A 20,619-nucleotide genomic window follows, 5' to 3' on the forward strand; every position below is an offset into this window, starting at 1 on the left:
AACAAATGTCAGTATTTCGGTTTGCTTGCAGTGTGTTCAGCATTAGCAAGCTTACTCCCTCACAACCTCTACACCTTTCAGCTTTCTTCCTCTGGTCACCATGAATCTATCTGCCTCTCGTTTTTCTAAAAACTTTTTTGCATCATCTTTGGTATCTAAAAATACATACTGCTGGGTGACCATTGCATTGATATCTGAATAGTCTTGATAATCTTCAAAAAGTGAGTGCTGTATATGCAAATATTGCCTGCCTTTCTTTATGTAGAAGTAGCGCATTTTAGATTCTCCAAAAAGTAGAAGCCCATAAGGGCTTTTATCTACTGTGTACATATGTGTGTACATATTTGGATTTCAGAATGCTTTTATTTTTATTAAAGCATTGATATTTAATTTAAAAACACCTAAACACTAGGGGTTTTAGCATAAATATTGGCCTGAATCCATAGGTTACCGCGAATATATTGTCCAATGTTAAAGTTTTTATACAATTCATTCTTGGTTGCAATACGGATCAAGATTGCAGGTAAATCATCTTCTAATACCAGTGTCACATCATAAAGGGTATATTGTTCTTGCATAAACTGCATAGAAGTTTTGCCAACGATATTACCTTGGAACCAAGCTTCATCTTCTTGACCTAATGTTTCACCAAATAAGTAAGCTACCATTTTAGAAAAGTCGACAGTGACAGGTTCTTGATCTTCTGGTGTTTTTGGTTGCCAGTCATTAATCAATTCTTGTAAATTGTCAGGGGCAATTCCATTATGCTCTGTCAAAATCGCATTTAATGCGCGATGATGCTTAATTGAAGCTGGGTCATCAACAATGATTTTCTCATCAGCCGAAACCGTTTCTAATTCATATGCCCAAGCATTAAATTGAACTTGATAGGTTTGATTCTTGTCATATTGACAGCTATTTACACTGAATAAATTATCGAATGCATAAATAACGGTATTTTTATTTAAGTTCAAACGTAATACTGCCTGAGTTGAAGAATCGCAGGTAATAATTCGCTCGATTTGCGCATCATATTTATATGGGCTATCAAAACTTGGAAATGCTGTTTTCAATGCACGAGGTTTTTGATCTTCAACCGCAATAATTTGATTAATCGAAACAGCTTCGCCACTCGGACCTTGAATCAACCAGAATGATTGATCCATTTCATGTTCGTCCTGACACAGGCCCATCGGCATTACCGGTGCATCAAGAGCCAATCCTAACCATTTGGGAACATCCGTTTCGGGAGTATCTGTCAGTAAGTTCCAATGCTCGACATGATTACCGAAATTTTGATCTTGAATTTTAATGATTTCTGGACTGTTTTGATTTTTCATAAAGCGTAATGCTAAAAAGATTGAACTTATTCTATTAAATCGAGGGTAACTGTCATATTTCAAGTCTGAATCTGTAATTCTCTACAATTAATTTACTTTTTAGCTCGAAATATCAATATGCTGCTTAAGTATGTCTTAAACGAACTGTCGATGTGAATAGTAGGATGATCTTCACTCTACTTTTCCAGTAATCTGTTACACTATATTTTTTACTTTCATGAGCTTTTGCCAACGTGCTGCCATTCAAATTGTGGGTAGATGCTGATGCTTTGCCTAAAATTTTACGTGAAGTTATTCTACGTGCTTCTGATCGTTATCAACTTGAAGTTATTTTTGTTGCCAATCAAAATGTGGGTATTACGCCGTCACTGCGGATTAAATCAATTCAAGTGATGAGTGGTGCCGATAAGGCCGACCAGGAAATTGTAGATCGAATGCAAGAAAATGACATTGTCATTACGCAGGATATACCGCTTGCAGCACAAGTGATTGAAAAGGGCGGGATTGCAATCCATCCGCGAGGTGAGATCTATACCACTGCAAATGTGAAAGCGCGTCTGCATTTGCGAGATTTTATGGATACTTTACGTGGTGCAGGAGTTCAAACCGGTGGGCCTCCTCCGATCTCAGAACGAGACAAGCGAGAGTTCTCAAGTTCACTGGATCAGACCATTTTAAAACAGAAACGTAAGACAGCTTCTTGAGTCGGTTATGCCATCACGTATTAACCTCATGCTTACTTATGGGCTATTAGTCTTTATTTGGGCAACTACACCTTTAGCGATTGTATGGAGTGTCTCCGACCTACATCCGATGTGGGCATTGGTGATCCGCTTCTTTATTGCTTTGCCTTTGGCTGTAACGGTGTTATTGCTGTTGAAGGTTAAGTTCCCAGTCCATAAAATTGCAGTATTCAGTTATGCTGCGGGTTCATTAAGCCTGATTGGATCGCAAATCTTTACCTATGCGGCAACAGCTTATTTAAGTTCTGGATTGATTGCGCTGATGTTTGGTTTGGCGCCGATTATGGCCGGTCTAATTGGGCGCTTTGGCTTCCAGCAAAAACTAGCGGGTTTACAGTGGTTAGGGATGGCAACATCGATTGTTGGATTAGCCATGATCTGCCTGAGTGGTAGCCAGCAACATGTGCAGCCGATTGGTATTATTTTAATGCTGATTAGTGTTTTTTCTTATTCATTGTCAATTTTTCTAGTGAAGAAGATTAATGCAGATTTGCCTGTCATGGCACAGGCAACGGGTTCAATTCTGGTTTCAACAATATTCGCAACCATGTTAATCCCGTGGATCTGGCAATATGTTCCAACACATTTCCCATCAGCCAAATCATTATTGGCATTGGCTTATACGGTGATTATGGCATCGTTGATCGCCATGTTCTGCTACTTTAAATTGGTGCAAAATCTAAAAGCAACCACATTGTCATTAACAACGGTGATGACGCCAATGTTGGCGATCTTGATCGGGGCATACCTGAATCACGAACAATTGTCCGCTCAGGTCTTTATTGGGGCGAGTATTATTTTATTTGGACTACTCCTTTATTTCTTTAAAGATTTAAGAGCATATCGCCGTTTAAAAATATAAGAAAATGTGGGGATTAATTACTTTCCGTTTGTTGTGTTTGTTGAATACTGGCCGCTAATTTAGCCCGATCTTGCGGATTTAAAGTAATGAAATACGCGCCGATACGGAACTTACCTTGTTCGTCTGCCGTGCTATGTGCCACTTGTGCTGTTGCTGCAATATGGAAGAAATTTTCTGGGTGGCTCAAGGTAATATGGATATATGTGCCTTCAATAATATCTTGCGAACTATAAAAACTTAAACCATTCTCCGAAAAATTTACTTGTTCAGGAACGGGCAATAAGGATTGCACGATATTGTCGTAAAAAGAGCCTGTAATCAGATTCAATTTTTGGTTAAAAAGGGATAAGATGCGAGCAATTTGTTGATCTTTTTCATTTAATTGTTCTAATTCGTAGCGAAACGCATGATCAAATTGATCTAATTCTGCAAGTAGTAGAAAATAGCGTGGCAAAACGAAATGAGAATCATACGGGTCATTCAACGCAACATCATCTGGAATGATTTGATAGTTGATTCTCAACACAGCATCAATACGAGACATCACTCGACGTTCAGTGTTGTCGTCAACAAGATGATGTTGTGAATTTTCCATAATAAATCACCTCGGACTAGATGGTATGTTTAAGCCAATTTCGCTGTATATAGGGTTGAGATACACTCGTGCTCAGCGGAGTAATCATTTTATTTCTTTTGTCGCTTTAGTTTCCATGATCGGCTTGACGCTTGGTGTCGCTGTTCTCATTACAGTGCTATCTGTTATGAATGGTTTCGATCGTGAATTAAAAAATCGTGTCCTTGGAATGGTTCCACAAGCCACTGTTTCTTCTACTCAAATTCTAACAGATTGGCCTGAGCTTGTAAAAAAAGTTGAGAAGCATCCGCATGTCACTGGTGCTGCACCTTTTACTCAATTGCAAGGGATGTTAACTGGGCAAGGGCAAGTTGCAGGCATTATGGTGACGGGGATTGATCCTGAATATGAAAAGAAGGTTTCGATTATCCAGAACCACATGGTTTCAGGTGATTTAAATGCATTAAAAAAAGGCGAGTTTGGGATTGTCCTCGGCAAGGATATGACCGATGCACTCGGCCTTGGCTTAAATGACAGTGTGACTTTGGTGTTGCCTGAAGCGACACCGTCACCCGCAGGTGTGGTACCTCGTTTTAAACGTTTTAAAATCGTGGGGATTTTTAGTGTCGGTGCAGAAGTGGATTCAATGGTCGGTTATATCGCCTTGAATGATGCTTCTACTTTATTGCGTTTACCTGATGGTGCACAAGGTGTACGCCTTAAAGTGGATGATATTTTTGCTGCTCCCGAAGTAGTTAACCAGATTGTTAAACAATTACCTGATAATTTTTATGCAACAAGCTGGAAGGAAACGCATGGGAGTTTATTCAGCGCAGTAAAAATGGAAAAGAACCTGGTCGGTTTGCTGTTATTTCTGATTATTGTCGTGGCAGCATTTAATATCGTATCTTCATTGGTGATGGTGGTCACCGATAAAAAGGCGGATATCGCAATTCTGCGTACTTTAGGCGCCTCTCCAAGATTTATCACGTCTGTTTTTATTGTACAGGGCACCATCATTGGTGTTGTGGGTACTGTGATCGGGGTGATTTTAGGTAGCAGTTTTGCATTAACCATCAGCGATTTGGTGAGCTGGTTAAATCATACCTTTGGACTGAATTTATTTAGTGGTTATGTGATTGGCTATTTACCTTCCTATTTACGCTGGCAAGATGTACTGATTGTTGTGACAGCATCTTTATCTATCAGTTTTTTAGCAACAATTTACCCCGCTATTCGTGCAGCGAAAACGCAACCAGCTGAGGCATTACGTTATGAGTAAGATCGTTCTAGAATCAAAAAATATCTTTAAGCATTTCGATGATGGCAAAAGTAAAGTTGAAGTGATCAAAGGCTTATCTCTTCAAGTCAATGCGGGCGAGTTTGTTTCAATTGTGGGTTCAAGTGGTTCAGGTAAAAGTACCTTATTGCATGTGTTAGGTGGCTTGGAGCAGCCTTCACAAGGACAAGTATTTTTACAAGGCCAACGCTTTGATAATTTAGGCGAGGCGGAGCGTGGCTACAAGCGTAATCAATACCTTGGTTTCGTTTATCAGTTCCATCATTTACTCCCTGAATTTTCAGCTCTAGAAAATGTGGCTATGCCATTAATGTTGCGCAGAGAAAGCAACTTTAAGGACGTGAAAAAGCAGGCTGAATATTTACTGGATCGAGTAGGTTTATCCCATCGTATGGATCATAAACCAGGCGAATTGTCGGGTGGTGAACGGCAACGTGTGGCGTTGGCCCGTGCATTGGTGACCAAGCCAGCTGTGGTGTTGGCAGATGAACCAACAGGAAATCTGGATCGTAAAACAGCACTCAATATTTTTGAATTGCTCACCGATTTGAAAAAAGAGCTCAACATGGCAATGTTGATCGTGACCCATGATGAACAATTGGCACAGTCAGCAGATTCAATTTTGCATATGCAAGATGGTATATGGGTGGGTGAGCATGTTTAAACCCATTTCATTTTATATTGGGCTGAAATACACACAAGCGAGAAAAAAAAGCCGTCTGGTGTCTTTTATTTCGTTGATGACCATGATTGGTCTCACTTTGGGTGTGGCGGTACTGATTACAGTTTTATCTGTGATTAATGGTTTTGACCGGGAATTAAAAAACCGTATTTTAGGCATTGTGCCGCAAGCGACCATTGCCTCAACACAAATTATGACCAATTGGGATGGTCTGGCGAAAGATATCGCTAAACAGCCTCATGTTGTTGCAGTTGCGCCTTATACCCAGTTACAAGGGATGCTAACTGCACATGGTCAAGTGACTGGGATTTCGATCTCGGGGATTGAGCCAGAATATGAAAAACAAGTCTCTATTGTTCATGACTATATGAAAGCAGGCAGTCTAGATGCGCTGAAAAAAGGGAAATATGGAATCGTATTAGGACAAGATTTAGCTGATAGTTTGGGACTTAAACTTAATGATCCTGTAACACTGGTTTTACCAGAAGCGACCAGTTCATCGGCAGGTGTTGTGCCTCGATTTAAACGTTTTGAAGTGGTTGGAATATTCAAAATCGGGACTCAAGTCGATTCGATGGTGGGATATATTGCACTCAATGATGCATCAACTTTATTACGCTTACCAGATGGTGCGCAGGGCATACGTTTAAAGCTGGATGATATTTTTGCCGCACCAGAAATTTCTGAGAGCATTATCAAAAAATTACCAAGTAATTTTTATGCTTCTAATTGGACATATACCCAAGGTAATTTATTTAGCGCCATTCAAATGGCAAAAAATATGGTGGGGTTATTGCTTTTACTGATTATTATCGTGGCTACTTTTAATATCATTTCATCTTTGATGATGTTGGTTACCGACAAAAAGTCAGACATTGCAATCTTACGTACTTTAGGGGCGTCTCCCTTATTGATCACCCAAATTTTCATGGTGCAGGGGACAATTATTGGTGTGATTGGAACGGGTTTAGGGACTGTTTTAGGCATTATTCTATCTTTAAGCATTGGTAATATTGTGTCATGGATCAATACCACCTTTGGCTTGAATCTACTCGATGCGTATTTTGTGCATTATCTGCCTTCCTATTTACGCTGGCAAGATGTCTTACTTGTTGTGAGTGTCTCGCTACTGTTAAGCCTACTCGCAACAATTTATCCAGCATTACGTGCAGCTAAAGTTCAACCTGCGGAAGCATTACGTTATGAATAGTGCATAAATATTGAATTAGACCTCTTGTTAAAGCCCTGAAAAAGGGCTTTAATTTTGTCTTTAGAAAAACTAAATCTAATTTTAAGAAATGTTGAAAATTGTTTTAATCAGCTGGATTGCTGGTATTGCCCTGATGGGACATGATTTTAGCTTTGCCGCACAAACTTGGTGGATTTGGCTAACATTAGCAGCCGTGATATTTGGTCTGGGTCTATATAAAAGAACGTTATATTCTGAATCTGTTGCCTATAGGTTGTTACTCTTATGTAGTGTCAGTTGGGCCTTGTTATGTACAGGTTTTTATTATGCAGATTCAGCCTTGCAGCAACGGCTAAAACTCAAAGAAATTGAAGTACAGCCTTTTGAAGCCATTATATATATCAAAAAGATTGACGAGTTAAGCGACGATGGGCAGAAACAAATCGCAGAAGTACTTAATCGGCACACACAGCCCGTTGATTGGGTACTTTATATAAAACAACAAAATAATCCAATTGTTCAGCAGCAAGAGTTGCAATTAGGTCATTATTATCGTCTATCTGGGAGGATAAAACCTGCACATAGCTATGCTGTCGCAGGTGCATTTGATCAGGAAAAATGGTTTTTACAACAAAATATCATGTCTGCTTATCAGGTCAGCGACATCCAGTCTTTAAGTCAGGATCAGATCTATCGTTTGGGCTACCACCAGCATCTTAAGCAACAACAGACCCTACAAGAAAAATTTTTGCTCAATGTTGAAATACTGCGCTTGTCATTCCGTGAAATGTTACAAGCGAGTACGCTACAGCACAAAGGGTTGTTATTGGCTTTGCTGACTGGTGACGAAAGCTTGTTATCAAATCGTTTAAAGCAACAATTCCAACAATTAGGTCTTTCACATTTATTGGCAATCTCTGGGCCACATGTCTTGGTTTTTGCGCTGATGCTGACTTGGGTATTAAAGTGCATGGTTCAGCGTTATGCGCCAAAATTATATTTATGGCAACCACGACAGGTGTTAGTACTGTTGCCTTTTGGATTCAGTGTACTGTTGTATGTGGCCTTTGTCGGTTTTGAAATTCCTGCATTGCGAACTTTATTAACCGTAATTATTGCCAGCATTTTTCTATGGTTTAGACAGTCGATTCAACCATTTGCATTATTGATTTATAGCGCAAGCTTATTGCTGATCTTTGATCCATTCAGTATTTTGTCTGCTGCATTTTGGTTGTCCTATGGGGCGTGCTTTATTCTGCTGCGCATCTATCAAACGATTAGGGATGTACCTCAAGAACAAGTCATCACAACGACTCAAAAACTACTTCTAGCGGTGAAGCTTCTGATTGAGTCGCAATGGAAAATCTTCATTGCATTACTCCCTTTGGTACTTATTTTCTTTCAGCAGATTTCATGGCTTGCGCCGATCAGTAATTTGATTGCCATCCCATTGCTTAGTGGCGTAGTAGTGCCTTTAGGGATTATCGCAGCATGTATTTGGTTGTTGATTCCTACGCTTGGGCAACTACTATTTCAGTTGAGTGATGGATTACTGGCTATTTTGTTATGGCTACTCAATAGCCTACAGCGCATTTCACCTGAGTTATATGGTGTCAGTTACACTCCCTTGATGATGTTGGGTTTTATTATTGGTATCGTGATTCTATTTCTGCCAAGAGGCACAGTCTCCAAGATCTGGTCGCTGGTGTGCTTTTTACCGATTTTTCTTGGGATAAAAGTCCAATCAACGGTATTTACTATTCTTGATGTTGGACAGGGACAGGCTATATTTTTACAGCATCCAGAACTGAGTCTAATGATTGATACGGGTGGGTCATATGATGAAACTAGGTTTAGTTTGGGCGAGCGCGTCATCATTCCTTTTTTAAGGCAGCAAGGGATACGGGCATTGGATCATGTGATTTTGTCTCATCTGGATCAAGATCATAGTGGTGCATTTACAGCAATTCAAAATGCTTTTGCAATCACTCAAGTGCAGTCCAATGACCGCAATGAAAAAATGCCATTTAAAAATAATTTCTCATTGTGCCAACAAGGTCAGACTTGGTCATATTCAAATCTAAAAATAGAAATTTTATCACCCGATCAAGAGGGCTTGGCTGTTGCCACATACCAGCAAAATGAGCAGTCTTGTGTCGTTTATTTACAATTCCTGAATGCACAACCGTATCAAAATTTTCTGATTATGGGGGATGCGGGGTGGGAAACCGAATATAAGCTATTGCAGCACTATCCTGATTTAAAAGTGGATGTTCTAGTTTTAGGGCATCATGGCAGTAAGTATAGCTCTGCCTATGATTTTTTAGCGACATTAAACCCTAAATTAGCGATTGCCTCAGCTGGGTTCGATAATCGTTACGGCCATCCAAGCCAAGAATTACAAAGTCGTCTTCAATCCTTAAATATTCCTTTGCTGAATACAGCACAGTCAGGCAGTTTAACTTTTTTATTTGAAAATGGTGTTACTGAATTAAAGCAACAAAGACAGCAATGGAAGTGGCTACAGCGAGAATAGTCTAAGCTTCTTTATTTTGCTGCGTTTGTTGACGAACTTCAGCCACTTTTGCCAGTGCTTCTTTTTCATCAATATCGTAGATTTTTTTTAAAGCGGGATTAGCGCGAAAACGTTTGTAGCTCCAGTGATAATGTTCTGGATAACGTCGAATCAGTTGTTCTAAAGTTTGATGGATAATTAACGTGCCATCTTCGGCATTACCTTCATAGATTTGAGGATTGATCGGTTCGACATACATATCAAAGCCATCTTGATCATTTCTTTTTGTATAGATGAGGAGGGCCTTGGCCTTGGTTTTTTGAATCAGTTTGGCACTGAGGCTACTGGAGGCAAGCGGAATACCAAAGTAGTTGATCATGTCCCCGCCATGATCAGGGGTATGGTCAGGTAAAATCGCAGTAGTTCCACCTTGTTTCAAGGCCTTAAAAATCTGTCTAACCCCGCTTTCATCGGTAGGAACCAGATGGGCTAGTTCGCGACTACGTGCATCACGGACAAACTGGTCAGCATCGGGATTTTTAACTGGTTTATAGAGGATCGTCATTTGGGTGTATTGTGATAACCATGCGTTCATGACTTCCCATGTACCAAAATGAGGAACGACTAATACCAACCCTTTCTTTTCTGCAACAGCTTCATGGAAATAATGTTCACCCTGAATGCGATGGATGCTCTTGATATTTTTTTCATTTGTTGAACCCCAAATACTCAAAAACTCGAAATAAGAGGTCAGTTCGTTTTGTATTGCTTGTTTGGTGAGTTTTTGTCTTTGTTGTTGTTCCATTTCAGGAAAAGCAATTTGTATATTCAAGCTGATAATTTTTGAAAGCTTAGACAGCGGGAATGTATTGACTAAGGCTGCAACCAAGCGTGCAAAAAACCGTCCCAATTGGAGTGGCTGATGACTAACAAGCTTGATAAGACGATAACTTGAATTGTTTGATTTGGGCTGGGTCATGTATTCAAAATTAGAAAAATTACAAAGGAAAGTATAAAGCAAAAAATAATTATAAGTTAAGACAAGTTATTTAAACAGTTTTACTCAAATCCGCGTATATAATAAAGTCACTTTTTAAAATATATTGGATTGGAATCTTATGTCCGATTGGCCACCAAAACCACAAAATGAATCTACAAATAGTAATAATGTGACAGGCAAAGAATGGCAAATTTTAGAAAAAGCTGTTCTTGCTTCTGTGGAAGAACAACGTCGTAGCCGCCGTTGGAGCATCTTTTTTAAATGCTTGGGTTTTGCATATTTGCTGATTGTATTATTGGCAATGACCAAGAGCTGTACCTCGTCATCAGATAAAGCAACCACCAGTATCAGCAGCAATCACTTGGCTGTTGTTGATATTGTGGGAACCATCGATTCATCTGCTGGCCAGTCTACTGTGAATAGTGAAGATACCAACAAAGCTTTAAAACGTGCATTTGAAGCGAGTGGCAGTAAAGCAGTTGCATTGAATATCAATTCACCAGGCGGTTCACCAGTGCAGTCGGATGAAATCTGGCAAGAAATTCGTTACTTGAAAAAACAGCACCCAGATAAAAAAGTCTATGCGGTGATTGGGGATATGGGCGCATCGGGTGCATATTATATTGCCTCAGCAGCAGATGAAATCATTGTCAATCCATCTAGCTTAGTGGGTTCGATCGGTGTAATTATGCCGAACTATGGCTTAAGTGGCTTGGCGCAGAAGTTAGGCATTGAAGACCGTACTCTGACTGCGGGTAGTAATAAAGATATTTTAAGTATGACCAAGCCACTTGATCCAGCACAGAAACAACATGTGCAGTCGGTGCTTGATAATGTGCATACTCACTTTATCAATGCAGTGAAAGAAGGGCGTGGTAAACGTTTGAAGTCAAATGACCCAGCTATTTTCTCTGGATTGTTCTGGACAGGTGAACAGGCTGTTGCTTTAGGTGTTGCTGACCGTAGTGGTAGTTTGACCACATTGATGCGTGATCTGAAGATTGAGCAAAAAGTAGATTATACCGTTCAACGTAATCCGTTAGAATCAATTCTAGGACGTATGGGGGCGCAGCTCGGTGCAGGTATTAGTAGTTCGCTTGCTGCACAGCTAGAAACTCAGCAGAACGCGAAAATACAATAATAGATAGGCTTTGATCAAAGCACTATGTTGATTTTAAGGAGGCTGTGTATATCACAGCCTTTTTTATGCTAAAAATAACTGGACAGTTATCCTTTTAATTTGCAATACATATGTAGAGCAGGATAATTGACCAATCAGTGAAAATAAAAGACAAGCTTATGAAACCTTTGATTCATTTTGCCCATGCCAATGGCGTTCCATCTAAAGTTTATCAAAAGCTGTTTGATCAATTAAAAGATCAATACGACATTATCTATGTTGCAGAAATTGGAAATGACAAGCGCTATCCAATTACCCATGGTTGGACGCACTTAGTCGATCAGATTATTGATAGCATTGTGCAGCAAGCACAAGGGCGTAAAGTGATTGGCTTGGGGCATTCATTGGGTTCAGTTTTGACACTGATGGCTGCTTATCGCCGTCCTGAACTATTTTCACAAGTCATCATGCTTGATCCACCACTCATTATTGGTAAAGCATCCTTTGTTTTTCATCTTGCTAAAATCTTTAAACCTAAATTAGTGGATAAAATCACCCCAGCTGGCTTGTCGGTACGTCGTCGTGATCATTGGGAGTCGCGTGAACAAGCTGCGGAGCTGCTAGGTTCGAGAGGTTTTTATCAGTACTTTGATCCAGATTGCTTTCAAGCTTATATCGACTATGCCCTGACAGATGACCCACAAAATGGTGGTGTCACACTGACCATTGCGAAAGAGGATGAAGTGGCAATGTTTAGGACTACGCCATCCATGTGGTGGTTACCGATGCCAAAACCTCCTGTACCTGTACATTTGGTTGTGGGGCAAGACAGTATTTTCTTAAAAGAAAAATTCCCGCAAGTGGCGAAAAAGAAATTGGGTATCCCTTTTTCTGTAATGGAGGGCGGACATATGTTCCCATTAGAGCATCCGATGGAAACAATAGAGAAAATTAAAAGTTTAGTGGTTTAAATCAATAAAAACGCATCCTAGGATGCGTTTTTATTTTTTAGAACTGTGCAAACTGAATTGGCCGTTCTAAAGGTTTCTGATTGAAATAGGCTTGACCATTTTGCCAGGTCAGTTGACCTGTACAGAACCATTGTGCAACTTGAGGATAGATAAAGTGTTCAAGTTCATGCACACGTTGCGCCAAGCTTGTTACCGAATCCTGCAAACCAACTTGAATTGCCGATTGCGCAATACTTTGTCCTGCATCGAGTTCTGCTGTTACAAAATGAACGGTACAGCCATGCAAACGATCTCCGGTATTTAATACACGTTGATGTGTATTCACACCTTTGTAGAAAGGCAGCAGAGAAGGGTGGATATTTAACATTTTGCCTTGCCATTTGCTAACAAAACTTGGTGTTAAAATCCGCATAAAACCAGCAAGGATCACGAGATCAACTTGCCATGCTAATAATTGTTGATGCATGGCGTCATCGAAGCTTTCGCGATTTGGATAATCTTTATGTGAAATAACAGCGGTCGCAATATTGGCATCTTTGGCACGTTGTAATGCATAAGCATCAGCTTTGTTGGATAAGACACCAATGATTTGCCCTGAAAGATTTGCATCGATCAGGGCCTGTAAGTTGCTACCGTTGCCAGAGACAAGGACAGCAATTCTCATTATGCAAAGATCACGCGAATTTTTTCGTCTGCGCCTTCAACTGATTCAGCATTTTCTTGGATATAACCAATTTTCCATGCTTTTTCGCCTTGAGCATTTAAGAGATCGATAGCTTTGTCTGCTTCACTTGCATCAACTGCAATCACCATACCTACGCCACAGTTAAATGTGCGGTACATTTCAAAGCGTTCTACGTTGCCTTCACGTTGTAACAACTGGAATAATTCAGACCATTCCCAGCTTGCTTCATCAATGACAGCTTGAGCACCATTTGGAAGTACACGTGGTAAGTTACCTGGTAAACCACCGCCAGTGATATGTGCCATTGCATGAACATCAACTTGTTTGCAAAGTTCAAGTACTGGTTTTACATAGATGCGTGTTGGTTCCATTGCCACGTCGGCAAGTGGACGACCATCGACGATTTGAGTTAAGTCTACATTCTTAACATCTAAAATTTTACGCAATAATGAGTAACCATTTGAGTGTGCACCACTAGATGCTACACCAAGAAGTACGTCACCAGATTTCACTTTAGTTCCATCGATAATTTTGCTGTGCTCAACCACACCAACAGCAAAACCAGCAAGATCGTAATCTTCACCTTCATACATACCTGGCATTTCAGCAGTTTCACCACCGACCAATGCACAACCAGCAAGTTCGCAACCTTTACCAATACCTGTTACGACATCTGCTGCAACATCAACATTTAAATGACCAGTCGCATAGTAGTCGAGGAAGAATAATGGCTCAGCACCACAAACAAGTAAGTCGTTTACACACATTGCAACGAGATCTTGACCAATCGTGTCATGACGGTTGAGGTTTAGTGCTAAACGTAATTTAGTCCCTACACCATCTGTTCCTGATACTAAAACAGGTTCTTCATAACCTTTTGGAATTTTGCATAGGGCACCGAAACCACCAAGACCGCCCATTACTTCAGGACGAGTGGTGCGTTTAGCGACAGATTTGATACGATCGACCAATGCGTCTCCCGCTTCAATGTCGACGCCAGCATCTTTATAGCTTAAACCAGTATTTGGGGTAGAAGTTGAGTTGCTCATAGTGAAGTCTCCGCAGTGGCGGCAGATTATAACCTGAATATACGAAACTCTTATGTTATTTATGCTCGAAAATGCTATCTTTAATTAAAATTTTTTTCCATTTATAACGATTACACGAAAAAAGGCTAGATTTTATGCAAGATCAGGTACTACGTCGTATCTTTATCCTCGCTGGGCTCGCATTACTCCTTTGGGTGCTCTATCTATTAAAGCCCATTGTGATTCCTTTTGTAGGTGCTTTTTTCATTGCCTACTTGTTTAGCCCGCTTGTGGATGTTCTTGTCAAAATTAAATTGCCCCGTTGGCTCGCAATCAGCATCGTATTTATTGGTATTGGTGTGACTTTGACCATGGTTTTATGGTTCTTAGTACCATTGATCTGGAAGCAATTGATGTATGCGCGGGATAGTATTCCTGCGGGAATTCATTGGATTAATGCAACCTTCTTACCGTGGGTATCACATACTTTTAATGTGGTGCCGATGGAAATTGATACTGAGCAGATTACCAAAGCTTTTATGGATTATATCCAGACCAACTACAGTGCTGACAGTATTCAAACCATGGCATTAAGAGTTGCCCAATCTGGATTGAACTTTATTCAGTTGGGTGGTGTGGTGATTTTAATTCCAATTATCTCATTCTACTTTTTGCTTGATTGGGAAAGAATGCTGCAAAGCTTTAGACGTTTAATTCCACGTCCTTATGAAGCGTCAACGTTAACCATCGTTCGTGAATGTCATAGTGTATTAGGTGCTTTTGTTAAAGGCCAATTCCTTGTCATGCTTCTGTTAGGCATTGTTTATGCTGTTGGTCTACAACTGATTGGTCTTGAGGTTGGCTTGATTATTGGAATGATTGCTGGTTTAGCAAGCATTATTCCTTATTTAGGCTTTGGTGTCGGGATTATTGCTGCCGTAATCGCAACACTGTTTCAGTTTGGTTTGGACTGGACGCAGCTACTTCTGGTTGGTGTTGTGTTTATGATTGGACAGATGGTCGAAGGCTATATTCTTCAGCCATTCTTGTTGGGAGATAAAATTGGTTTATCTCCAGTCGCAGTGGTTTTTGCTGTATTGGCTGGTGCACAACTTGGTGGTTTCCTTGGAATGTTAATTGCCTTACCTGTGGCTGCTGTCATTGTTGTATTATTAAAGCACGCACGTGATAATTATGAAAAAAGTCGCTTATATGGATTACCAACAGAAGTTGTGTTGGTGGAAGGTGAAACTCAACATATAAATATTGAATCAGGTCATGTAGAGCTTGATATTCAAATTAAAAACTCTCAAGATACAGAGACTTCAAACTCGAATGACTTAAAGTAATTGAGGAACAAATTAAGTATATGCGTCAACTACAACTGGATATAGAACCTCAACTCGATGCTCGAATCAGTGATTTTTCGGGACCGGGTTGGGGACCTGTGGTTGATGCAGTTCGACAGCTACATGCTGGGTTGGTGAGCCGCTTTTATGTCTATGGCGGTGCTGGAACAGGTAAGAGTCATTTGCTTTCAGCGATCTGTGATTCATATTTAGAGTTAGGTCGACCTGCAATCAAAGTTTCATTATTAGAATTATTAGATGCACCCATCGAAGCAATCACGTCTTTAGAATTTTATGATTTAGTTGCATTAGATGATATTGATTCGATTAGTGGCGTTCCACATTGGCAGAAAGCCGTTTTTCATTTAATGAATAATCATGAAGGGCAGTTGGTTTTTTCTTCTCGTGTTGCGCCAATTGAGCTAAAGCTTGAATTACCAGATTTACAGTCAAGGTTGACTCAGGCTGTCAGTGTAAAAGTGCCGAATGGTAGTTCCTATATTGATCGGCATGCTTTACTACAATCGGTTATGACTCGACGTGGTATTCATTTTGATCAACAGATCGTAGATTACTTGTTAAGCAATGGTCCGCATCAGGCATCAATTTTATTACAGACACTGGCTCAGTTGGAAAAAATGCTAAAGGGTGAAAAAACTAAGCTTTCAAATACAACACTTAAGCAGATTTATGCTTTGATTGATGAATATCGCCAATAGCATAAAATTTCTTGAGTAATTTCGAGAGCTATGACAAAGTACGCACAAAGGAATGTGGTTGCAAACATTGCGTTTGCAATACAAAGAAAAATGAAAAATAGAAGGAGATCGGTATGCTCAAACGGACGCTTGCCTGCGCTTTATTTGCGATTACTGGACATGCATATTCTGCGGATATTCAAGTTACAACATTGGCTGATGAAGACAAAGATGATGCCGTTTGTTCATTACGAGAAGCTGTTGAGTTTTTAAATAAAAGAAGTCAAAAAGAGTTTGAAAATGGTTATCACGGATGTGGTAATAAAGATGCAACCAGTAACATCATTTTGCAACGAGACCAGACTTATCAAATCAATTCAGCTTTAAATATCAAAGCGGCAGCTACAATTCGGACGGCAGCTAGTGATGGCTTTAATGACAATAAAAAAGGCTTAAATAATGCGACGATTAAAATGGTGGGTTCTGATCGTCTTTTCGTAATTGATGATAATAATGTTGAAAGTGCACTACTTGCAGTCGGTTTGATTGAGCTAAATTTACAAGGAGCTTCCAGTAAGGTTAATGATGGCGGTTTAATTCTCAATCGAGAAAGTTTATCGATTCAATACTCAAGGTTAGTGGGTGGTTCAGCAAATCGGGGCGGTGCAATTTATAATGCTGGTGTCTTATCGGATGCGAAAAACACAGCAGGGTATGTCTATATTAATAATAGTATTTTACAAAATAATAAGGCGGATCAGGGCGCTGTCATTTATAGTGAAATGCCAATGTATCTGATTGCACAATCGGTAATACGGGATAATGAAGGTGTAGCAGGTACCAATGGTGCTTTGCTCTATGTCCAAACTGGTTTTAATAACGATACTATTGGTGGGGCATTGGGAACAGGTATTTCAGGTATTCGCAGTAGCACTATTTTTCATAATAAAGGGGGCTATGTTGCGAATATTCGTGAAGGGATGATCCTGAATAATAATACAATTATTAAAAATGCTGCTGGGTTACATTTACAGTCTTTAAATTTCAAAATAACCACTACAACTGATGAAAATGGCGAGAAAAAAGAAACAGTTAAAGAATACCCTAGTTCTTATGTTTCAAATAGTATTTTAGTTGCGAATGGAAATACGAATTGTACGAACACTTCAGATGATACGACCATTGTTCAAAGTAATTTAACCACATCAGATTGTGATCGTAATGCAGAAAAACGTTTACCAAACTTTATGTGGAATCAGAATGATCCTGAGCAAGCCTTAATTGCGGGGGGTACAAATGATGAAGGAATTTGTGCAGCTCCACCAGCGAAGGGGTTACTGTGCCCTTATTCTATTCCGAAAGATCAAATGCTTGGTTTCTTTAAACCCCGTTTATTGGCTTCTTATAAACAGTTGTCAGATTCACTCATTGTTAATAAAGGGCGCATTTATAGTGATGGTACAACCTTCAGTACAGCAAATTGTGAGCCTACAGATCAACGCGGGAAAAGCCGTACAGGTTTTAATGAATTATGTGATTTGGGCTCAGTTGAGTTAATTGTCAATCGTGGTGAGATTCCAATTGTTGGTCAAGATATTTTATACGGACAAGTGGCTAAGTTTAGTATAGCGGAGAGTTTGTTAGACGGTGAGTTGCTAGATCCTGCAACATGTGAAGCACAACTTGGTAAGCGTTCAGATGGTCAGCCTTGGAAAGTCGGTTGTTTAGAAGTCGTGCAAACACAAACGCCATCTAAAGGCAAGACCAGCATTGATCAGGATGGTAATGTGACTTATGTGCCTGATAGTGATTGGCATGGTGCAGATAAATTTAATTTACGAGTAATGACGACTACGACTCGTTTTAATGATGTATCAAACTATTTTATTGATATTCCAGCAACAATTGTACAAGATCCACCGAATACCTTTAAAAGCAAAACAGTGAGTACGGGTAGCTTTGGAATGGGTGCGATCTTGATGTTACTTGGATTGGTAGGATTGCGCCGCATTAAATCATAATCAGGGATGAGATGAGATGAGACATTATAAAAAAACAATTTTAGCAACCATGGTTCTGGCGACAATGCCACTGTTAGCGGCAACTAGTAGCACACCTATTAAAGTCACTACTTTTGTGGATGAAGATGGTGAAAACCCTTCTGCTTGTTCATTGCGCGAAGCGTTAAAAACAGCCGAAACACGCGTTGCTTATGGTGGGTGTGTGGTCACAGATACGCTTTCAAGTACGCAGAAAGTTATTCAGCTTGAAAAAGGGGTCTATACCCTTAAGAAGGAATTAACGCCAAATGTGAATGTCGCAATTTGGGGTGCTAGTCCAGTTGATTGGCAGGAAAAAAATGTTCTATTAAATGATGTAGTTAATCAATATCCAGCACAAATTCCTTTGCAAACTACGATTAAAGCTGAGAATTCACGTATTTTTAATACAACATTAGGAACGAAAGCTCTCAGTCTCAGTAATGTAATTTTGACTGGTGGTCGGACGGCAGATCGTGGTGGAGCGATTTATGCAGGTGCTGATGTTGTCTTACAAAGTAGTCAAATTTTAGATTCCCACGCAAAAGAGGGGGGGGCTGTTTATTTAGCAGGTCCCTCAACAACACTAACTTTGACGAAAAGCTTGATTCAGGGAAATCAGGCTGATAAAGGTAGTGTCTTGTCTATGAGTTGTTTTAATGATGTGACGTATGCAAAACGTACGATTAATTTAACATCAAACAGCTTTGTTACAAATGGTTCTGGAAACTCAAGCAGTATGATTGAGTTTTGTGGAGAGTCAACTGCAACATTAATAACGAATACGATTGCAAAAAATATTGTTAATTCCTCATCTGGTAATTTAATCAAATTTACAGGTGATACTAAACCAGGAACTGAAGAAAATAATAATTCCAGTATTCTAAGTAATGCAAGTAATATAATTTTAACCAGTAATACCATTGTTGAAAATCAAGCTTTTACAACTCTGCTTTATGATAAAATTGGTGGGAAAGTATTAACCTATAACGTTCTTGCTTATAATGGTGGGGTGAATAGTTATGCATGTCGATATCTATTTGGTGATGTCGTCAATCAGGAAGAGGTTAGTTTTGGTATAGCTTATAATGCGCTTTCATTAAAAGAGGGCGATTCTACATCTCCAATCAATAATGTCTGTGATGTTCCAAAAGAGTCACTTAAAAATAATACAACCAATTTAAATGTCAGTAATATTAGTATTGGAACACTATTAAGTCCATTACAAGCAGCTTCTGCTTATACTGCATTTCTACCAATCTATTACCCAAAGAAAAATGTAACAGAAATAGAAGTTAAGGTAGATGATAAGACGACTACAAAAATAGTTGGTTTATTAGATGTTGATGGAATTTCTTGTAGTGCAACGGACCAACGTGGTTTGGCGCGTATTGTAGATGGTACTTTGTATTACAATCCTGATGCGAGCAACCGTTGTGATATTGGTTCAGTTGAGTTAATGCGATTTACAGCGGGTGATTTACAAGATTTGACTAATACCTCTATTAGTAGTGCAATGTCAACTTATCAATCTCAATATAACTTCTTTGATAATTTGGTCAAAAATCCAAATAATCCTGATTTTTTAACTTACTATAAATCTCGTTTGGATCAATATCAAAAGCTATTACAATATACAAAAGCTAATTTGAAATATCGTGCAATTTACATTGATTTAAGTAACTATCAATTACCATTACCTCAAGATACTGAGCAAGCTGATGGTAGTTATAAATTAGAGTTTTTTAATCCTGATTTATATAATGTCACGACAGAACCTCTTGGTAAAGGTCAAATTAATGATACTGTCACTGATATTGATGCAAGTGACAAAGAAAATTTAGTATGTGCTTGGAATAAAGACCTTCAGCAAATTATTTTTTACCGTAAGGATGACAGTATTACCCAAGCAGGAGACAAGATTTTCTGTAAATACACGATCACGTCAAAGTCTAATCCAAATATAAGTTCGTCTGGCTTAATTCGTGCAGCTTTCGTAAATATTGCACCTGTGGCAACTGATACATCTTTAACGTTTAAATATAAGGAAAAGCAAAAACTTAGCCTGAATTTATTAAACTTTGCCAATGACAATGGTGACACTGGAGAAGGTGGGACTGGTCCAGAAAAAAATCCAAATAAATCTCAATTTTGGAAGAATGCAGAAGGTATTGAGTTACCAATTCGCTTGACCAATGTGCCGACCAATGATTTGAGTATTACAGCTGATCGTAAAGGTGCTTGTCCTGCACCAGATGAAAAAGAGACTTGCTACGGTGGGAATATTTACGTTCAGGAAGTAAATGCATTTAACCCATTTAACTTCTCATTTAACTATCAAGTTTATGATGCTGATGGTATATCATCAAATTCAGCTACTGTGCGAACCATTAGTACAGCAACCACGACTGATGATACTCGTCCAGCGAGCAGTGGTGGGGGTAGTATGAGTTTCTATTCGATATTTGGTTTATTGGGACTATTAGCTTATCGTCGCTTTAAAAAGTAAGTAGACCAAAGATAA

General features: G+C 39.4%; 18 protein-coding genes. 12 read left to right on the forward strand and 6 right to left on the reverse strand.

The window, feature by feature from the left end:
• Positions 1-51: 51 nt before the first annotated feature.
• Complete coding sequence (locus MN869_RS09680; protein ID WP_171553576.1) at positions 52-276, reverse strand: hypothetical protein; 225 nt, start codon at positions 274-276, stop codon at positions 52-54.
• Between the two features lie 125 nt (positions 277-401).
• Positions 402-1,340, reverse strand: coding sequence for a hypothetical protein (locus tag MN869_RS09685; protein WP_243307371.1), 939 nt, complete (start codon positions 1,338-1,340; stop codon positions 402-404).
• Positions 1,341-1,573: 233 nt separating this feature from the next.
• On the opposite strand from MN869_RS09685, the gene MN869_RS09690 reads away from it, so the two are divergent.
• Entirely contained in the window at positions 1,574-2,044 is a 471-nt protein-coding gene (locus tag MN869_RS09690; RefSeq protein WP_005151751.1) for a YaiI/YqxD family protein, read from the forward strand.
• A gap of 7 nt (positions 2,045-2,051) precedes the next feature.
• On the forward strand, positions 2,052-2,945 hold the full coding sequence (locus MN869_RS09695; protein ID WP_033134605.1) for an EamA family transporter: 894 nt from the start codon (positions 2,052-2,054) through the stop codon (positions 2,943-2,945).
• A gap of 13 nt (positions 2,946-2,958) precedes the next feature.
• Here the strand turns inward: MN869_RS09695 and MN869_RS09700 are convergent, their stop codons facing one another.
• The gene (locus tag MN869_RS09700; RefSeq protein ID WP_005204919.1) at positions 2,959-3,540 is read right to left on the reverse strand and encodes a PilZ domain-containing protein; all 582 of its coding nucleotides are present in this window, start codon (positions 3,538-3,540) and stop codon (positions 2,959-2,961) included.
• A gap of 25 nt (positions 3,541-3,565) precedes the next feature.
• On the opposite strand from MN869_RS09700, the gene MN869_RS09705 reads away from it, so the two are divergent.
• The 4 genes from MN869_RS09705 to MN869_RS09720 all read left to right on the forward strand — a co-directional run bounded on the left by MN869_RS09705 (position 3,566) and on the right by MN869_RS09720 (position 9,226).
• Entirely contained in the window at positions 3,566-4,801 is a 1,236-nt protein-coding gene (locus tag MN869_RS09705) for a lipoprotein-releasing ABC transporter permease subunit (protein ID WP_004805624.1), read from the forward strand.
• Positions 4,794-5,483, forward strand: coding sequence for a lipoprotein-releasing ABC transporter ATP-binding protein LolD (gene lolD / locus MN869_RS09710; RefSeq protein WP_004654642.1), 690 nt, complete (start codon positions 4,794-4,796; stop codon positions 5,481-5,483). The genes MN869_RS09705 and lolD overlap by 8 nt, the downstream gene beginning before the upstream one ends.
• Positions 5,476-6,711: a lipoprotein-releasing ABC transporter permease subunit gene (locus MN869_RS09715; protein WP_050511498.1), complete on the forward strand. Its 1,236-nt coding sequence runs from the start codon at positions 5,476-5,478 to the stop codon at positions 6,709-6,711. Before lolD ends, MN869_RS09715 begins: the two co-directional genes overlap by 8 nt.
• Positions 6,712-6,799: 88 nt before the next feature.
• On the forward strand, positions 6,800-9,226 hold the full coding sequence (locus MN869_RS09720; RefSeq protein WP_241345136.1) for a DNA internalization-related competence protein ComEC/Rec2: 2,427 nt from the start codon (positions 6,800-6,802) through the stop codon (positions 9,224-9,226).
• Position 9,227: 1 nt separating this feature from the next.
• On the opposite strand, the gene MN869_RS09725 is transcribed toward MN869_RS09720, so the two are convergent.
• Positions 9,228-10,184 (reverse strand): lysophospholipid acyltransferase family protein, encoded by a 957-nt coding sequence (locus tag MN869_RS09725; RefSeq protein WP_033134567.1) that lies wholly within the window; start codon positions 10,182-10,184, stop codon positions 9,228-9,230.
• A 139-nt stretch (positions 10,185-10,323) separates the two neighbouring features.
• On the opposite strand from MN869_RS09725, the gene sppA reads away from it, so the two are divergent.
• Together sppA and MN869_RS09735 are read left to right on the forward strand one after the other, a co-directional pair.
• Positions 10,324-11,346, forward strand: coding sequence for a signal peptide peptidase SppA (gene sppA / locus MN869_RS09730; protein ID WP_033134568.1), 1,023 nt, complete (start codon positions 10,324-10,326; stop codon positions 11,344-11,346).
• 158 nt (positions 11,347-11,504) lie between these two features.
• The gene (locus MN869_RS09735) at positions 11,505-12,296 is read left to right on the forward strand and encodes an alpha/beta hydrolase (RefSeq protein WP_033134569.1); all 792 of its coding nucleotides are present in this window, start codon (positions 11,505-11,507) and stop codon (positions 12,294-12,296) included.
• Positions 12,297-12,333: 37 nt separating this feature from the next.
• Here MN869_RS09735 and purN read toward each other — a convergent pair whose 3' ends face one another.
• A complete protein-coding gene (gene purN, locus MN869_RS09740) occupies positions 12,334-12,963 on the reverse strand; it encodes a phosphoribosylglycinamide formyltransferase (RefSeq protein ID WP_171061089.1) in 630 nt (209 codons plus the stop codon).
• The gene (purM, locus tag MN869_RS09745) at positions 12,960-14,030 is read right to left on the reverse strand and encodes a phosphoribosylformylglycinamidine cyclo-ligase (RefSeq protein ID WP_033134570.1); all 1,071 of its coding nucleotides are present in this window, start codon (positions 14,028-14,030) and stop codon (positions 12,960-12,962) included. The genes purN and purM overlap by 4 nt, the downstream gene beginning before the upstream one ends.
• A 134-nt stretch (positions 14,031-14,164) precedes the next feature.
• On the opposite strand from purM, the gene cxpE reads away from it, so the two are divergent.
• From cxpE to MN869_RS09765, 4 genes are all read left to right on the forward strand, one after another.
• Positions 14,165-15,358: a chloramphenicol efflux transporter CxpE gene (cxpE, locus tag MN869_RS09750; RefSeq protein ID WP_004805641.1), complete on the forward strand. Its 1,194-nt coding sequence runs from the start codon at positions 14,165-14,167 to the stop codon at positions 15,356-15,358.
• 20 nt (positions 15,359-15,378) lie between these two features.
• Complete coding sequence (locus tag MN869_RS09755; RefSeq protein ID WP_004805642.1) at positions 15,379-16,077, forward strand: DnaA/Hda family protein; 699 nt, start codon at positions 15,379-15,381, stop codon at positions 16,075-16,077.
• A gap of 113 nt (positions 16,078-16,190) precedes the next feature.
• Positions 16,191-18,077: a rhombotarget A gene (gene rbtA / locus MN869_RS09760; RefSeq protein ID WP_033134571.1), complete on the forward strand. Its 1,887-nt coding sequence runs from the start codon at positions 16,191-16,193 to the stop codon at positions 18,075-18,077.
• Between the two features lie 16 nt (positions 18,078-18,093).
• Entirely contained in the window at positions 18,094-20,604 is a 2,511-nt protein-coding gene (locus tag MN869_RS09765; RefSeq protein ID WP_033134572.1) for a CSLREA domain-containing protein, read from the forward strand.
• Positions 20,605-20,619 lie beyond the last annotated feature (15 nt).

The sequence above is a fragment of the Acinetobacter sp. NIPH1876 genome, from assembly GCF_022808535.1.
GTDB classification, from domain to species: Bacteria; Pseudomonadota; Gammaproteobacteria; order Pseudomonadales; family Moraxellaceae; genus Acinetobacter; species Acinetobacter higginsii.

What these genes read in the sequence shown, in the direction of transcription:
- MN869_RS09765 (WP_033134572.1), top strand. Translation starts at nt 18,094, where the DNA reads ATGAGACATTATAAAAAAACAATTTTAGCAACCATGGTTCTGGCGACA.
- MN869_RS09720 (WP_241345136.1), top strand. Translation starts at nt 6,800, where the DNA reads ATGTTGAAAATTGTTTTAATCAGCTGGATTGCTGGTATTGCCCTGATG.
- sppA (WP_033134568.1), top strand. Translation starts at nt 10,324, where the DNA reads ATGTCCGATTGGCCACCAAAACCACAAAATGAATCTACAAATAGTAAT.
- MN869_RS09715 (WP_050511498.1), top strand. Translation starts at nt 5,476, where the DNA reads ATGTTTAAACCCATTTCATTTTATATTGGGCTGAAATACACACAAGCG.
- MN869_RS09680 (WP_171553576.1), bottom strand. Translation starts at nt 276, where the DNA reads ATGCGCTACTTCTACATAAAGAAAGGCAGGCAATATTTGCATATACAG.
- cxpE (WP_004805641.1), top strand. Translation starts at nt 14,165, where the DNA reads ATGCAAGATCAGGTACTACGTCGTATCTTTATCCTCGCTGGGCTCGCA.
- MN869_RS09755 (WP_004805642.1), top strand. Translation starts at nt 15,379, where the DNA reads ATGCGTCAACTACAACTGGATATAGAACCTCAACTCGATGCTCGAATC.
- MN869_RS09705 (WP_004805624.1), top strand. Translation starts at nt 3,566, where the DNA reads ATGTTTAAGCCAATTTCGCTGTATATAGGGTTGAGATACACTCGTGCT.
- MN869_RS09685 (WP_243307371.1), bottom strand. Translation starts at nt 1,340, where the DNA reads ATGAAAAATCAAAACAGTCCAGAAATCATTAAAATTCAAGATCAAAAT.
- purM (WP_033134570.1), bottom strand. Translation starts at nt 14,030, where the DNA reads ATGAGCAACTCAACTTCTACCCCAAATACTGGTTTAAGCTATAAAGAT.
- rbtA (WP_033134571.1), top strand. Translation starts at nt 16,191, where the DNA reads ATGCTCAAACGGACGCTTGCCTGCGCTTTATTTGCGATTACTGGACAT.
- MN869_RS09725 (WP_033134567.1), bottom strand. Translation starts at nt 10,184, where the DNA reads ATGACCCAGCCCAAATCAAACAATTCAAGTTATCGTCTTATCAAGCTT.
- MN869_RS09700 (WP_005204919.1), bottom strand. Translation starts at nt 3,540, where the DNA reads ATGGAAAATTCACAACATCATCTTGTTGACGACAACACTGAACGTCGA.
- MN869_RS09735 (WP_033134569.1), top strand. Translation starts at nt 11,505, where the DNA reads ATGAAACCTTTGATTCATTTTGCCCATGCCAATGGCGTTCCATCTAAA.
- lolD (WP_004654642.1), top strand. Translation starts at nt 4,794, where the DNA reads ATGAGTAAGATCGTTCTAGAATCAAAAAATATCTTTAAGCATTTCGAT.
- MN869_RS09695 (WP_033134605.1), top strand. Translation starts at nt 2,052, where the DNA reads ATGCCATCACGTATTAACCTCATGCTTACTTATGGGCTATTAGTCTTT.